General features: G+C 69.4%; 10 protein-coding genes. 9 read left to right on the forward strand and 1 reads right to left on the reverse strand.

Annotation, left to right across the window (positions count from 1 at the left end):
- Nucleotides 1-12: 12 nt before the first annotated feature.
- The 6 genes from BM417_RS09000 to BM417_RS09025 all read left to right on the forward strand — a co-directional run bounded on the left by BM417_RS09000 (nucleotide 13) and on the right by BM417_RS09025 (nucleotide 11,042).
- Entirely contained in the window at nucleotides 13-2,583 is a 2,571-nt protein-coding gene (locus tag BM417_RS09000) for a glycoside hydrolase family 9 protein (RefSeq protein ID WP_093589879.1), read from the forward strand.
- A 421-nt stretch (nucleotides 2,584-3,004) separates the two neighbouring features.
- Nucleotides 3,005-4,090, forward strand: a complete 1,086-nt coding sequence (chvE, locus tag BM417_RS09005; protein WP_093589882.1) for a multiple monosaccharide ABC transporter substrate-binding protein — start codon at nucleotides 3,005-3,007, stop codon at nucleotides 4,088-4,090.
- 26 nt (nucleotides 4,091-4,116) lie between these two features.
- Nucleotides 4,117-5,619, forward strand: coding sequence for a multiple monosaccharide ABC transporter ATP-binding protein (mmsA, locus tag BM417_RS09010; RefSeq protein ID WP_093590999.1), 1,503 nt, complete (start codon nucleotides 4,117-4,119; stop codon nucleotides 5,617-5,619).
- Complete coding sequence (gene mmsB / locus BM417_RS09015; protein WP_093589885.1) at nucleotides 5,619-6,833, forward strand: multiple monosaccharide ABC transporter permease; 1,215 nt, start codon at nucleotides 5,619-5,621, stop codon at nucleotides 6,831-6,833. The genes mmsA and mmsB overlap by 1 nt, the downstream gene beginning before the upstream one ends.
- A gap of 38 nt (nucleotides 6,834-6,871) precedes the next feature.
- Nucleotides 6,872-9,943 carry a family 43 glycosylhydrolase gene (locus BM417_RS09020; protein WP_093589888.1) on the forward strand — a complete coding sequence of 1,024 codons (3,072 nt, stop codon included), beginning with the start codon at nucleotides 6,872-6,874 and terminating at the stop codon, nucleotides 9,941-9,943.
- 13 nt (nucleotides 9,944-9,956) lie between these two features.
- Nucleotides 9,957-11,042: an aldose epimerase family protein gene (locus BM417_RS09025; protein WP_093589892.1), complete on the forward strand. Its 1,086-nt coding sequence runs from the start codon at nucleotides 9,957-9,959 to the stop codon at nucleotides 11,040-11,042.
- A gap of 1 nt (nucleotide 11,043) precedes the next feature.
- On the opposite strand, the gene BM417_RS09030 is transcribed toward BM417_RS09025, so the two are convergent.
- The gene (locus tag BM417_RS09030; RefSeq protein ID WP_093589895.1) at nucleotides 11,044-11,379 is read right to left on the reverse strand and encodes a hypothetical protein; all 336 of its coding nucleotides are present in this window, start codon (nucleotides 11,377-11,379) and stop codon (nucleotides 11,044-11,046) included.
- Nucleotides 11,380-11,594: 215 nt separating this feature from the next.
- On the opposite strand from BM417_RS09030, the gene BM417_RS09035 reads away from it, so the two are divergent.
- From BM417_RS09035 to BM417_RS09045, 3 genes are read left to right on the forward strand one after another with little or no spacing between them, the layout of a single operon-like run.
- Nucleotides 11,595-13,133, forward strand: coding sequence for an amino acid adenylation domain-containing protein (locus tag BM417_RS09035; protein ID WP_093589898.1), 1,539 nt, complete (start codon nucleotides 11,595-11,597; stop codon nucleotides 13,131-13,133).
- The gene (locus BM417_RS09040; RefSeq protein ID WP_093589901.1) at nucleotides 13,130-14,362 is read left to right on the forward strand and encodes a ferredoxin reductase domain-containing protein; all 1,233 of its coding nucleotides are present in this window, start codon (nucleotides 13,130-13,132) and stop codon (nucleotides 14,360-14,362) included. Before BM417_RS09035 ends, BM417_RS09040 begins: the two co-directional genes overlap by 4 nt.
- Nucleotides 14,363-14,372: 10 nt before the next feature.
- A complete protein-coding gene (locus BM417_RS09045) occupies nucleotides 14,373-15,146 on the forward strand; it encodes an enoyl-CoA hydratase/isomerase family protein (RefSeq protein ID WP_093589904.1) in 774 nt (257 codons plus the stop codon).
- Nucleotides 15,147-15,156 lie beyond the last annotated feature (10 nt).

Below are 15,156 nucleotides of genomic sequence, written 5' to 3' on the forward strand. Positions count from 1 at the left end.
GACCCTCCCAGCATGAGATCTCAACCCCTGCGGCTACTCGCCGCCACCCTGCTCGCGGCGCTGACGGCGACCTCGCTGCACGCCGCGGCCGCGGCGGCGGACTACGAGCGCGTGCTCAACGGAACCTTCGACAGCGGCTCCCCCGATCCGTGGTGGAGCGGCGCCGGTGTCACCAACCGGGTCACCGGTGGCGAACTGTGCGCGGCGGTCACCGGTGGCACGGCGAACCCCTGGGACGCGCTGATCGGCCAGAACGGCGTCCCGTTCGAGAACGGCCAGTCCTACACCTTCTCGTTCGACGCCCACGCCACGACGGCGCAGCCCGTCACGGCCGCCGCGGGCGAGAGCGTCAGCCCGTACCGCGGGATTGCGAGCCAGCAGTTCACGCTGTCCCCTGACAAGCAACGCTTCTCGTTCACCTTCACGTCCACATTGGACTTCCCCGACGCGGGCAACGGCCAGGTCGCGTTCCAGCTGGGCGGACAGCCCTCGGACAACACGATCTGCGTGGACAACGTGTCGCTGGTCGGCGGCGTGAAGCCGCCCGGTGGCGTCAACCCCAACCCCGCCAAGAAGGTCCAGGTCGACCTGGTGGCGTACGTGCCGGGTCTGCCCAAGCGCGCGACCCTCGTGTCCACGGCCACCACGCCACAACCGTGGACTCTCAAGAACTCCGCGGGCACCGCGGTGGCCACCGGTCAAAGCACGCCGAAGGGTGCGGACGCGACGTCCGGCGACTCGGTGCACCTGATCGACTTCTCGTCGTTCGACACGGCCGGCACCGGCTACACGCTGTCCGTGGGCGAGGACAGCAGCTTCCCGTTCGACATCTCCGCCGACGCGATCAAGCGGCTGCGCTACGACTCCCTCGCGTTCTTCTACCACCAGCGCAGCGGCACACCGATCGAGGCGCGGTACGTCGGCGACGAGTACGCGCGCCCGGCCGGTCACGTCAACGTCGCGCCCAACCAGGGTGACGACAACGTGCCGTGCCGCGCCGACCTCGCGTGCGGTTACACGCTCGACGTGCGCGGCGGCTGGTACGACGCGGGCGACCACGGCAAGTACGTGGTCAACGGCGGCATCTCGGCCTGGCAGCTGCTCAACTCCTACGAGCGGGCCACCCGTGTCGGTGACGCGTCCGCGTTCCGCGACGGCACACTCGCCATCCCGGAGAAGTCCAACGGCGTACCGGACCTCCTCGACGAGGCACGCTGGGAGGTCGACTTCCTGCTGAAGATGCAGGCGCCCGACGGCATGGCGCACCACAAGATCCACGACGCGAACTGGACCGCCCTGCCCACCCGTCCCGAACTGGACGACCAGCCGCGCCGCCTGTCCGCGACGAGCACCGCCGCCACGCTGAACCTGGCCGCCGTCGCCGCACAGGCGTCCCGGCTGTGGAAGGGCATCGACGCCACGTACTCCGCCACGCTGCTCACGGCGGCCCGCAAGGCCTACGCGGCGGCCAAGGCGAACCCGGCCAAGCTCGCCGACCCGAACGACGGCACCGGCGGTGGCGCGTACAGCGACGACACCGTGAGCGACGAGTTCTACTGGGCCGCCTCGGAGCTGTTCGCGACCACCGGCGAGAGCGCCTACCGGACCGACGTCACCGCTTCCCCGCACTACAAGGCGGCGAGCCTGAGCAGGGCGGGCTTCCACTGGGGCGGAACGGCCCCGCTGGGTGACATCACGCTCGCCCTGGCACCCAACGGACTGCCCGCCGCGGACGTCACGGCGATCAAGGCCGCGTTCGCGACCGTCGCGGACCAGCACCTGACGGCCATGGCCGGAATGGGATACGCCGCGCCGTACGACAACAGCACGGCCGGGTACGTCTGGGGCTCGAACTCGTCGGTGTTGAACAACGCCCAGGTGCTCGCGCTGGCCCACGACTTCACCGGCGCCGCGAAGTACCGCGAAGGGGTCTTCGAGGCGCTGCACTACATCCTCGGCCGCAACCCGCTGAGCACGTCGTACGTGGCGGGCTACGGCGACCAGGCGATGCGCAACGCGCACCACCGGTTCTGGGCGAACCAGAACGACCCGACGCTGCCGATCGCGCCGCCCGGCTCGTTGTCCGGCGGTCCGAACAGCGCGCTTCAGGACCCGGTGGCCCAGCGGCTGCTCGTCGGCTGCCCGCAGCAGAAGTGCTGGGTGGACGACATCGGCGCGTACTCGGTGAACGAGGTGGCGGTGAACTGGAACTCCGCGCTCGCCTGGGTCTCGGGCTGGGCGGCGGAGAAGTCCGGTACCTCGACGCCGAAGCCGGACTGCGAGGTCGGCTTCACCGCCGGCAGGTGGCCCGACGGTCTGTCGGCGCAGGTGAAGATCACCAACACCGGCAAGACCGCGTGGACGTCGTGGAAGCTCGGGTTCGCGTTGCCCGGCACCCAGAAGGTCACCGCCGGGTGGTCGGCGACGTGGAGCCAGACCGGGCGGGACGTGACGGCGGCCAGCATGCCGTGGAACGGGCGGGTCGAACCCGGCAAGACCGTCCACATCGGATTCAACGGCTCCGGCACCGGCGCCGACCCGGCCGCCTTCACGATCAACGGGAAGGCCTGCAAGATCGCCTGACCCGCACCAGGGATGCGCCCGCTGTCACCTCGGTGGCGGCGGGCGCTCGGCATTCGTGGTTCGGACGCGGCTTCCCGGCTGCACCATCGCCAGATCACCACCACGCCCGACCACACGGCCGCGGGCGCGAGGGCAAGCCCGGGAGCGGCACGCGACACCAGCTCTGACATCCCACCCGGAAACTCGACAGGCCCTCAGTCGCCAGGGCACGGCCCGCCGGCGGGACCAAGACCGCCAGGAAGACGTCCTTCGACCTCGGCAACTTGGGCTGCAAGGCCGCAGGCGCGTGCGCTTTACGGCCTCTGTGAGCGCTAACAGGAACTACCTGCTGTTATCCAGATGAAACTTGACGGGCCAGTTGTTAGCGATAACACTCGCCGCCTACAGCACTGTTGCCTGTCGGTGACATCGAGGAGAAGCAATGAGGCTTGCCAGGATCGCGGCCACCACCGCACTCGCCGTCACCCTCGCCGCCTGCGGTTCGGCGCAGAAGACGGTCGACCAGCAGACGAGCTCCAGTGAGGGTGCGCTGGTGGGCGTCACCATGCCGACGCGGTCGTCCGAACGCTGGATCCACGACGGCGACAACATCAAGAAGGCCCTGGAGGGCAAGGGGTACAAGGTCGACCTCCAGTACGCGGAGAACGACATCCCCACCCAGGCAAACCAGATCGAGAACCAGATCACCAAGGGCGCCAAGCTCCTGATCGTCGCCTCGATCGACGGCACCGCGATCACCTCGCAGCTCCAGCAGGCCGCCGACGCGAAGATCCCGGTGATCGCCTACGACCGGCTGATCCGCAAGAGCCCGAACGTCGACTACTACGCCACGTTCGACAACTTCAAGGTCGGCGTGGAGCAGGCGAACTCGCTGCTGGCCGGCTTGAAGACGAAGGGCGAGGGCCCGTTCAACGTCGAGCTGTTCGCCGGCTCACCGGACGACAACAACGCCACGTTCTTCTTCAACGGCGCCATGTCCGTGCTCCAGCCGCTCGTCGACCAGGGCAAGCTCGTGGTGAAGTCGGGCCAGAAGGACTTCAAGACCGTCGCGATCCTGCGCTGGGACCCCGCGACCGCGCAGAAGCGCATGGAGGACCTGCTCACCTCGACCTACGGCGGTGCCAAGGTCGACGGCGTCCTGTCCCCCTACGACGGCATCTCGATCGGCATCCTCTCCGCGCTGCGCAGCGGCGGCTACGGCTCGGCCGGCCAGGCCTACCCGATCGTCACCGGTCAGGACGCCGAGGTCGCCTCGGTGAAGTCGATCATCGCCGGTGAGCAGTACTCCACGATCCACAAGGACACCCGCCTGCTCGCCGACGTCACGGTGAAGATGGCCGACGCGGTGCTCAAGGGCGGCAAGCCCGAGGTCAACAACACCAAGGACTACGACAACGGCAACAAGGTCGTGCCGTCCTTCCTGCTCCAGCCCGTCCCCGTGGACAAGGCGAACTACCAGAAAGAGCTGATCGACTCCGGTTACTACACCGCCGACCAGCTCAGGTAGGTCCGGTGTCCGACGACATCCTGGTGATGCGCGGCATCACCAAGAGGTTCGCGGGTGTCACCGCGCTGCACGAGGTCTCCCTGACCGTGCGGCGCGGTGAGATCCACGCGATCTGCGGCGAGAACGGCGCGGGCAAGTCCACGCTGATGAAGGTGCTGTCCGGAGTCCACCCGCACGGCACGTACGACGGCGACATCCTCTTCGAGGGCGAGCCGTGCGCGTTCGACGGCATTCGCGACAGCGAGCGCCGCGGCATCGTGATCATCCACCAGGAGCTGGCGCTGTGCGGCCAGCTCTCCGTGGCGGAGAACCTGTTCCTGGGCAACGAAAGGGCCCGGCGCGGGTTCATCGACTGGAACCGCACCAACCACGAGGCCCAGGCGCTCCTCGACCGCGTGGGACTGCGGGCGAACCCGACGGCCCCGGTGAACGACCTCGGCGTCGGCAAGCAGCAGCTCGTCGAGATCGCCAAGGCGCTGTCCAAGGAGGTCAGCCTCCTGATCCTGGACGAGCCGACGGCAGCCTTGAACGACGACGACTCCCAGCACCTCCTCGACCTGCTCGAGGGCCTGCGGGACGAGGGCATCACCTCGGTGATCATCTCCCACAAACTGGGCGAGGTCACCAGGATCGCCGACACCGTCACGGTGCTGCGCGACGGGAAGACCATCGAGACGTTGCCCGCCAAGGGTCTCAGCGAGGAACGCATCATCTCCGGCATGGTCGGCCGCGACCTCGAGCACCGGTTCCCGCCGCGCACGCCCGACATCGGCGAGGAGGTGCTGCGCATCGAGGACTGGACGGTGCACAGCCCCGCCCAGCCGGACCGGGTGGTCGTCGACAACGCCACATTGTCGTTGCGGCGCGGGGAGATCGTCGGTCTCGCCGGCCTGATGGGCGCGGGCCGCACCGAGCTCGCGATGAGCGTCTTCGGCCGTTCGTACGGCGTCGGCATCTCCGGGCGCGTGGTCAAGGACGGCCAGGAGATCGACACGCGCACCGTGCGCGGCGCGATCCGGCACGGCCTCGCGTACGTGAGCGAGGACCGCAAGCGGTACGGGCTCAACCTGATCGAGGGCGTGCAGCGCAACGTCTCCGCCGCGGCGCTGGACAAGCTCGCCAATCGCGGGTGGGTGAACGAGAACGAGGAGTACACCGTCGCGGAACGGTTCCGGAAGTCGATGGGCATCAGGACGGCCGCCGTGTCGACGGTCACCGGCACGTTGTCCGGCGGCAACCAGCAGAAGGTCGTGCTGGCGAAGTGGATGTTCACCGACCCGGACGTGCTGATCCTCGACGAACCGACGCGCGGCATCGACGTCGGCGCGAAGTACGAGATCTACTCGATCATCAACGAGCTCGCCGCCCAAGGCCGTGCGGTGCTGGTGATCTCCTCGGAGCTGCCGGAGCTCCTCGGCCTGTGCGACCGCGTGTACGCGCTGTCGGAGGGCCGCATCACCGGCGAGGTCAGCCGCGAAGAGGCCACGCAGGAACGCTTGATGCAGTACATGACGCGAGGACAGAGCTGATGACCACGAAGACCGCGCCCGCTCCCACCGCCGTCCCGCCGGCGCAGTCCCGGCGGTTCTCGATCAACCCGCGGCAGTCGGGCATCTACGTCGCGTTCGCGTTGATCGTCGTCCTGTTCGCGGTGCTGACCGACGGCGCATTGCTGCAGCCGCAGAACATCTCGAACATCATCGTGCAGAACTCCTACGTGCTGATCCTCGCGATCGGCATGATCCTGGTGATCATCGGCGGGCACATCGACCTGTCGGTGGGCTCGACGGTGGCGCTGACCGGGGCGATCTGCGCGGTGCTGACCGTCCAATGGGGACTGCCGTGGCCGGTGGCGGTGCTGCTGACGCTGCTCTCGGGCGCGTTGATCGGTGCGGCGCAGGGCTACTGGATCGCGTACTTCGGCATTCCGGCGTTCATCGTCACGCTGGCGGGCATGCTGGTGTTCCGGGCGCTCACCCTGACGACGCTGGGCAACCAGGGCATCGGTCCGTTCCCCGACGAGATCCGGGCGCTGGCGAACGGTTTCACGGGCGGCTACCTCGGCAACATCGCTCTCGGCCCGCTCGGCGGCGCCGACCTGGTCAGCCTGCTCGCCGGACTCACGTTCGTGGCCGGGTTCGCGTTGTCGCAGTGGCGCAAGCGCGCGGCCCGGCTCGGCTACGGCCAGGTCGTCGAGCCGATGCCGGTGTTCATCCTCAAGATCGTCGGCGTCGGCGTCGTCGTGATGGCGGTCGTGGTGCAGCTCGCCCGGTTCCGCAACCTGCCGTGGGTGCTGGTGCTGCTCGCGGCGCTCGCGCTCGGCTACTCGCTGATGGCCGGCAACTCCGTGTTCGGACGGCACATCTACTCGATCGGCGGCAACCTGCAGGCCGCCACGCTGTCCGGCGTGAAGGTCAAGGCCGTCACGTTCTGGGTGTTCGTCAACATGGGCGCGCTGGCCGCCCTCGCCGGCGTGATCTTCGCCGGCCGGCTCAACCAGGCGGGCCCGACGGCGGGCATGTCGTTCGAGCTGGACGCCATCGCGGCCGCGTTCATCGGTGGTGCGGCGGTGCAGGGCGGTGTCGGCAAGGTCGTCGGCGCCATCACCGGCGGCCTGATCATGGGCGTGATCAACAACGGCATGTCGCTGATCGGCGCGCCCAGTGAACGCGTGATGCTCGTGAAGGGTCTCGTCCTGCTCGCGGCGGTCGCCTACGACGTCTGGACCAAGCGACGCGCCTGAAGTCCCCTGTCTCCACCCCCGGAAGGCGAACAACAACGATGTTGTCATCCCTGCGCCGTTTCGGCCTCGTGGTGGCCGTGACGGCCGCCCTGGTCCCCATCACTCCGGCCGCCGCCGAACCGCTCGTGCGGACAGCGGCGAACGCGCTGGAGGTGCCGAACCTCGACGACGTCCGCGGACATCTCACCCTGCCGGCCACCGGTGCGCACGACACGACCGTCACGTGGAAGTCGTCCAACGGCAAGGTGATCACGGCGACCGGCGAGGTGAGCCGCCCTCCTGCGGGCGGCAAGCCCACCAAGGTCGTGCTGACGGCGAAGGTGAGCCGCGGGCAGCAGAGCGCCACCCGCGCGCTCACCGCGACCGTCGTCCCGTTGCCCGTCAAGGAACCGCTGGCGGGCTACAGCTTCTTCTACTTCACCGGCGAAGGCAGCCCGATCGGCGAGCAGATCTACGCCGCCGCCAGCAACGGCAACAACCCGCTGGACTTCTCCGAGGTCAACGGCGGCCAGCCGGTCCTGAAGTCCAGCCTCGGCGAGCTGGGCGTGCGCGACCCGTTCATCCTGCGCTCCCCCGAGGGGGACAAGTTCTACCTGCTGGCCACCGATCTGAAGATCAACGGCGGACGTGGCTGGGACGCGGCGCAGCGCAGCGGCAGCCGGTCGCTGATGGTGTGGGAGTCGACGGACCTGCGGAACTGGTCGCGCCAGCGCAGCGTCCAGGTCTCACCGCCGACCGCCGGCAACACCTGGGCACCGGAGGCGTTCTGGGACGCCAAGCGCGGCCACTACGTCGTCTACTGGGCGTCGAAGCTGTACGCGGAGACCGATCCCGGCCACACCGGCGACAGCTACAACCGGATGATGTACGCGACCACGCGCGACTTCGTGACGTTCAGCCCGGCGAAGGTGTGGATCGACCCCGGCTACTCGGTCATCGACTCGACGGTCATCGAGCACAACGGCACCTACTACCGCTACACCAAGGACGAACGGAACAACTCGTCGTCCTCGCCGTGCAGCAAGTACATCACCGCCGAGAAGTCGACGGATCTGCTGAACCCGAAGTACGACTTCGTCGCCGAGTGCATCGGCAAGGCCACCTCGACCAGTCCGGGGCTGAGCGCCGGTGAGGGCCCGACCGGGTTCAAGTCCAACACCGAGGACAAGTGGTACCTCTTCATCGACGAGTACGGCGGCCGCGGCTACGTGCCGTTCGAGACGACCGACCTCGCCTCCGGGAAGTGGACGATGTCCACGGGCGCCCGTCTGCCCACCTCTCCGCGCCACGGCACGGTGCTTCCGGTGACCCAGGCCGAGCTGACCCGGCTCACCGCTCCCCCGGCGCCGGTGAAGGCCGACAGCAAGGGCCTCGTCGCGCACTGGCCGCTCAACGGTTCCGCCGCGGACGCCACCGGCCACGGCTACGACGGCGTGCTCGCCGGCGACGCCACGTGGTCCGAGGGATCCCTGTCGCTCAAGGGCGGGCACGTCCAACTGCCGAACAACATGCTGACCGGCGCTCCGGCCGCCACGATCTCCGCCGACGTGCTGGTGGATCCGGCCCAGCAGACGCCGTACTTCCTCTACGGCTTCGGCAACACCGCGCCGAACGGCGTCGGCAACGGCTACCTGTTCAGCACCGGTGACGGCTACCGCGGCGCGATCGCGACCGGCAACTGGACGACTGAGCAGGGCGTGAACTCCGGTCGCGCGCTGCCGCGCGGCGTCTGGAAGAACGTCACCCTGACCGTCGGCAACGGCGTGGAGGTGCTCTACCTCGACGGCGTCGAAGTGGCGCGCAACACCGCTGTCTCCATCAAGCCGTCCGACATCGGCGGTGGGATCACGGCGGCCAACTACCTCGGCAGATCGGTCTACGCGGCGGACAGGACCTTCCAGGGCAGGATGAAGGACGTCCGGCTCTACAACCGGGCGCTCGCGAGCACCGAGGTGGCCGCGCTGCCGTTCAACGCGACCCTGATCCGGTCGGTCGCGCACGACTCGCTCAAGGCGCCCGCGGTCATCGAACCCGGCAGCGTGGTGCTTCCCGTGCGACCGGGTACCGACCTGCGGCGGGTCCAGCTCGACTTCGGACTCGCTCCTGGCGCCTCCATCACGCCCAGCGGCCCGGTCGATCTGCGCAAGCCGAGGCAGTTCACCGTGAGGCTGGGCCGCGAGAGTCGCGTGTGGACGGTCGAGGCCCACGAGATGCGCAGCCCCGTGCTGCCCGGTCTCAACGCCGATCCGAACATCGTCGCGTTCGGCGACACCTACTACATCTACGCGACCACGGACGGCTTCGACGGCTGGAGCGGCACGAAGTTCTCCGCCTGGTCGTCGAAGAACCTGGTCGACTGGAAGGACGAGGGCGTCATCCTCGACCTCGGTCCCGGCGTGAGCTGGGCGGACCGCAACGCGTGGGCGCCGACCATCGTCGAACGCGGCGGGAAGTACTACTTCTACTTCTGCGCCGAGGCCAAGATCGGCGTCGCGGTGAGCGACTCCCCGACCGGCCCGTTCGTCGACTCCGGTCAGCCGCTGATCGCCCGCAACCCCACCGGCGGCCAGGCCATCGACCCTGCCGTCTTCGTCGACCGCTCAGGGCAGGCGTACCTCTACTGGGGCAACGGTGAGGCCTACGTCGTTCCGCTCAACAGTGACATGATCTCCTACGACCCGGCCAAGATCACCCGCCTCACCGGGCTGACGGACTTCCGGGAGGGCCTGTTCATGGTGGAGCGCAAGGGCACGTACTACCTGAGCTGGTCGATCGACGACACCCGCAGCGAGGACTACCGCGTCGCCTACGCGACCGCGCCCAGCCCCACCGGCCCGTTCACGAACCGCGGCCTGATCCTGAGCAAGGACGTGAAGCTCGGGATCAAGGGCACCGGGCACAGCTCGATGCTCCAGGTACCGGGCACCGACGACTGGTACGTCGTCTACCACCGCTTCGCCATCCCCGGCGGGGACGGCACGCACCGCGAGACCACGATCGACAGGATGAGGTTCGACCGCGACGGCTCCATCGTCCCGATCAAGCCGACCCTGGAAAGCGTCGCACCACAACGGATCCGGCCGCAGCACTGCCGCGCCCTGGTCGACTGACACGAGGAGTTCGATGTCGCAGCGGGAACCCGAGCTCCGCCGGGAACGGTTCGGCCGGGTCGGTGACACCGACGTCCACCGGTACGTCCTGGCGTGGCCGGGTGGCCTCACCGTGCGGGTGCTGGACTACGGCGGGGTGATCCAGTCCCTGGAGGCACCGGACCGCCACGGCGTTCCCGCCAACGTGGTGCTCGGGTTCCCCGCGCTCGACGACTACGTCGCGAACAACCGGCCCGGCGCGGCCAGGGTGTTCTTCGGCGCCGTGATCGGCCGGTACGCCAACCGGATCGCTCGCGGCGCCTTCACCCTCGACGACGTCCAGCACCAGCTTCCGCTCAACAACGGCCCGAACAGCCTGCACGGCGGACCGGCGGGCTTCGACACGCGCGTGTGGTCCGCGACCGAACTGCACGAGACGGACAGCGTGGGCGTGCGGCTCGAACTGGTGAGCCCGCACGGGGACGGCGGCTTCCCAGGTGCCGTGGACGCGCAGGTGACGTACCGGCTCGACCGGCACAACCGCCTGAGCATCACCTACCACGCGACGACGGACGCGCCCACCGTCCTCAACATGACCAACCACACCTACTGGAACCTGGCCGGGGAAGGCAGCGGCGACGTGCACCGCCAGTCGCTGATGCTCAACGCGAGCCGGTTCTGCGCCGTCGACGAGGCCCTGATCCCGGTGGGAGGTCCCGTTCCGGTCGAGGCGAGCCCGTTCGACTTCCGGCTGCCGACCGCGATCGGCGCCCGCATCCGCGCGGCCCACCCGCAGCTGCGGATCGCGGGAGGTTACGACCACAACTGGGTGCTGGACTCCTCCGGTGCCTCCTTCGCCGCGCAGGCCTGCGACCCGGTCTCCGGGCGGCTGCTGACCCTGTGGACCAGCGAGCCCGGTCTCCAGTTCTACTCGGGCAACTTCCTGACCGAGGACCTGGTCGGCACAGGGGGCCGCCCGTACGGCCGTGGCGCCGGCTTCGCCCTGGAGGCACAGCACTTCCCGGACTCGCCGAACCGTCAGGACTTCCCGAGCACGGTCCTGCGGCCCGGCGACGTCTACCACCAGGAGACGGTCTTCCAACTGTCCACCACGGACTGAATCAGGCCGCGTGGCCGCACGTGGGACAACTGCACTCGGCACACGTGCAGTTGGCGCACGAGTCGGTGCAGCCGTCGCACGCGCACTGGGCGTGGTTGCAGGTCGGGCAGTCGCATTCCGAGCAGTTGCACTGCGCGCAGGAGTCCGAACAGTGCGCACACCTGCACTTGTCGCATTCGTCGTAGTGCACGCCGCCATCCGTCACGTGTTCGCGGTGCAGGTGTCCGTCGTGCAGGTAGTCGACGTGGTCCCGGTGCACGAGGGCGTCGTGACCGCAGCCGGGACCGTGGGTGTGGCTGCGGTGCAGTTCCGCCGGAGCGTGCTCGACAGTCGTCATAGGACAGATGCTCATATGCGCAGACGACTATGACAAACGCAGGAAGCCTGGATCATCCGTCTGGGTGACGGGACAGTCCCGCCCACGCGCGAAGAAAAACTTTGCACGGCAAGGACTTTTCGAATTCGACGGGCGATTCGACACGACGTGAACCTCCCGGCGGGCTGTCTCGTTCAAGCGGTTGCCCACGCACCGCTCACGAAAGGGCACCCGTCGTGACAGCCGTGTTCCAGGAATCCGCCCTGTTCGACCTGTCCCCCACCGACCGCGAACTGTTCCAGGTGTTCGGCGCCGGTCCTGTCCGGACCCCTCCGTCCGACCACGTCCACCACGCCTTCGAGACACACGCGACGCGTCGCCCGCACCTGACCGCGGTGGAACACCTAGGTGAGTCCCTGACCTACCGGGAGCTCGACGCCAGGGCCACACTGCTGGCCGAGCTCCTGGTCCGGGGCGGTGTACGCCCCGGCGACCACGTAGGACTGTTCCTGACGCGGTCGATCTCCATGGTGGTGGGCGTTCTCGCGGTGCTCAAGGCCGGTGCGGCCTACGTGCCGCAGGACGTGCGCATCACCCCCGAGGCCCATCTGCGGCACATCGTCCGGACCGCACGGGTGAACGTCGTGCTCACCACGACCGCGGACGCGGCCTCCCTGCCCCCTCACCTCGCCACGATCATCACGATCGACACGCTGCCCGAGGCCGGTGCGTTCCGCCGCACCATCACCGCGGAGTCGGACATCGCCGCCGTCATCTTCACCTCCGGCACCACCGGGAGGCCCAACGGGGTGCGGGTCTCCCACGCCAACCTGTGCAACGTCCTGCTCACCGCGCCCGGATCCCTGGGCGTCGCACCGGGGATCCGGGTGTCGCAGCTGCTCAACATCGCGTTCGACATGGCGATGTGGGAGATCCTCGGCACGCTCGCGAACGGCGGCACGCTCGTGATCCGCGGCGACGACCTCGCGCGGACGGCGAGCACGGTCGACGTCGTGATCGCCACGCCCAGCGTGCTGGCGACGCTGGATCCCGCCGCGTGCCACCGGGTGCGCACGGTCGCGGTCGCCGGTGAGCGCTGCCCGCAGGCCCTCGCGGACGTGTGGGCGGGCCGGGTGGCGTTCCACAACGCCTGCGGTCCCACCGAGGTCACCATCGTCAACACGGTGCAGCGCTACGAACCGGGCTCCGGGCAGCTCACCATCGGCAGGCCCGTGCCGAACACGACCGTGTACGTGCTCGACGACGACCTGCGGCCGTGCCCCATCGGCGCGGTCGGTGAGATGTGGGCCGGCGGGGCGTGCGTCACGGCGGGCTATCTGGGCGACCTCGACCTCACGGCCCAGCGGTACCGCCCCGATCCGTTCCTCGGCGGCGACCACCTGATGTTCCGGACGCGCGACCTCGGCAGGTGGACCCGCGAGGGCAGGCTGGAGCACCGCGGCCGCACCGACGACCAAGTCAAGGTGCGCGGGTTCCGCGTCGAGCTGGACGCGGTCACCGCGGCTCTGGAGCGTGCCGAGGACTGCGACCGCGCCACGACGGTGGTGCACGACGGGAAGCTCGTCGGCTTCATCAGTCCCGCCACCGCGACGCCGGAGCGGGCGAGGCGGGCGGTCTCGCAACGGCTGCCGTACTACTGCGTGCCGACGCTGATCGTCCCGGTCGACACGCTGCCGACGACCGACCGCGGCAAGGTCGACCGGCGCGCACTTCTGTCGCATGTGGACGGACTGCGGCGGGAGCCCGTGGCATGACGGTGCGCGATCTGGTTCTGCCACCGGCCGGACGATCCCTGCGCGCGGTCCTGCGCCGGCGCCCGTTCACCCACCACAACCGGCTCGCGGCGGCCGTCGTCCTCGCGAACCTGGCCTTCGCGGTGGCCGGCGACTGGTGGGGCGACCAGGACGTGCTGACCACGCTCGTGGTCACCAACGTGACCCTCGCCGCGCTGGTCCGGCAGCAACTGGTGATCAACCTGCTGTTCCGGGTGGCCACCAGCGCGCCTACCCACTGGCCGTTGCGGGTGCGGTGGACGCTGGGCAAGGTCTACCACTTCGGTGGCCTGCACGTCGGCGCCGCCGTCTGCGCCGTGGCCTGGTTCCTCCCGCTCGCGATCACCATGCGCGACGCACTGCCTGTCGGGTTGAGCTGGACGATCTTCGCCCTGCTCGTCGCGATGACCGTGCTCGCGCTCCCCCGGTTCCGTGCCCGCCATCACGACCTCTTCGAACGGTCGCACCGGTTCGGCGGCTGGACCGTGCTCGTGCTGTTCGGCGCGCTGGCCGCGGTCTCCAACCCGGTGTTCCTCTGGCCTCTCGCCCTGGTGGTGGTCAGCGTGGCGCTCCCGTGGCTGCGGCTGCGGCGCGTGCCGGTGCGGATCGTCAGCCCGTCACCGCACGTCGCGCTCGTGTCGTTCGACCACGGCGTCACGCCGTTCGCGGGCTCCTCGACAGCGGTGAGCCGCAACCCGTTGCTCGAATGGCACTCGTTCGCGAACGTGCCCGCCCCGGGACGCTCCGGCTTCCGGCTCACCATCTCCCGCGCGGGCGACTGGACGGCGAAGCTCATCGCCGACCAGCCGAGCCACCTGTGGGTGAAGGGGATCCCGACCGCGGGCGTCGGCAACATCGACAAGCTGTTCCGCCGCGTGGTGTGGGTCGCCACCGGCAGCGGCATCGGCCCCTGCCTGCCGCACCTGCTCGCCCGCACCGCGCCGGCCACGCTGGTGTGGTCGACCCGCGACCCGCGCCGCACCTACGGGGACGCGCTGGTCGACGAGATCCTCGACGCGCAACCCGACGCCGTCGTCTGGGACACCGCCGTTCAGGGCAAGCCTGATCTCGTCGCGCTCGCGCACGACGCCTGCCGCCGGTTCGACGCGGAGGCGGTCATCTGCATCTCCAACAAACAGACCACCTGGCACGTCGTCGAAGAGCTGGAGGCCAGGGGAATCCCCGCCTACGGCGCGATCTGGGACTCGTGAGGAGACCACTGTGGACTATCAGGACCTCGTGCTCGACGAGCAGGGCGGCGTGCTGACGGTGACCGTGCACCGGCCGCACGCCCGCAACGCCCTGTCCCAGCGGACCCTCACCGAGCTGCGCCACCTGCTGTCGACCCTCTCCGGTCCCCGCGCGGTCCTGCTCACGGGATCGGAGGGCCCCGCGTTCATCGCCGGCGCCGACATCCGCGAGATGGCGGCCATGACCGCCGAGCAGGGCGAGGCGTTCGGCGCGCTGGGCCAGGAGGTGACGTGCCTGCTCGAACGGCTTCCCGTCCCCGTCGTGGCCTGCGTCGACGGCTACGCGCTCGGCGGCGGCTGCGAGATGGCGCTGGCGTGCGACTTCGTCTACGCCACCCGCAAGGCCGTCTTCGGGCAGCCGGAGGTGCTCCTCGGCCTGATCCCCGGTTTCGGTGGCTGCGTCAGGCTGTTCCGGCGGGTCGGGGTGGCACGGGCCCGCGAGATGATCTACTCCGGCCGGCGGGTGGACGCGGCGGAGGCGCACCGCACCGGACTGGTGAACCAGGTCTTCGACACCCGCGAGGAGATGTTCGCCGCCGCACGGCTGGTGCTCGCCGACATCGCCGCCAACTCGCCCGCCGCGGTCGCCGCGTGCAAGTCGGTGATCAACGCCGCGGACGGCGTGCCCGTCGGTCTGGGGCTGCACGCCGAGCTCGAGGCGTTCCGGCACGCCTTCACCACGGACGACATGCGTGAGGGCACAGCGGCGTTCCTCGGCAAGCGCTCCCCGGCGTTCCGCACCTAGGCGGGGTGCG

This window comes from Lentzea waywayandensis (genome assembly GCF_900115955.1).
Taxonomy (GTDB): domain Bacteria; phylum Actinomycetota; class Actinomycetes; order Mycobacteriales; family Pseudonocardiaceae; genus Lentzea; species Lentzea waywayandensis.

Coding starts and splice junctions, on each gene's coding strand:
- chvE (WP_093589882.1), top strand. CDS start 3,005: ATGAGGCTTGCCAGGATCGCGGCCACCACCGCACTCGCCGTCACCCTC.
- mmsA (WP_093590999.1), top strand. CDS start 4,117: ATGCGCGGCATCACCAAGAGGTTCGCGGGTGTCACCGCGCTGCACGAG.
- BM417_RS09020 (WP_093589888.1), top strand. CDS start 6,872: ATGTTGTCATCCCTGCGCCGTTTCGGCCTCGTGGTGGCCGTGACGGCC.
- mmsB (WP_093589885.1), top strand. CDS start 5,619: ATGACCACGAAGACCGCGCCCGCTCCCACCGCCGTCCCGCCGGCGCAG.
- BM417_RS09030 (WP_093589895.1), bottom strand. CDS start 11,379: ATGACGACTGTCGAGCACGCTCCGGCGGAACTGCACCGCAGCCACACC.
- BM417_RS09040 (WP_093589901.1), top strand. CDS start 13,130: ATGACGGTGCGCGATCTGGTTCTGCCACCGGCCGGACGATCCCTGCGC.
- BM417_RS09025 (WP_093589892.1), top strand. CDS start 9,957: ATGTCGCAGCGGGAACCCGAGCTCCGCCGGGAACGGTTCGGCCGGGTC.
- BM417_RS09000 (WP_093589879.1), top strand. CDS start 13: ATGAGATCTCAACCCCTGCGGCTACTCGCCGCCACCCTGCTCGCGGCG.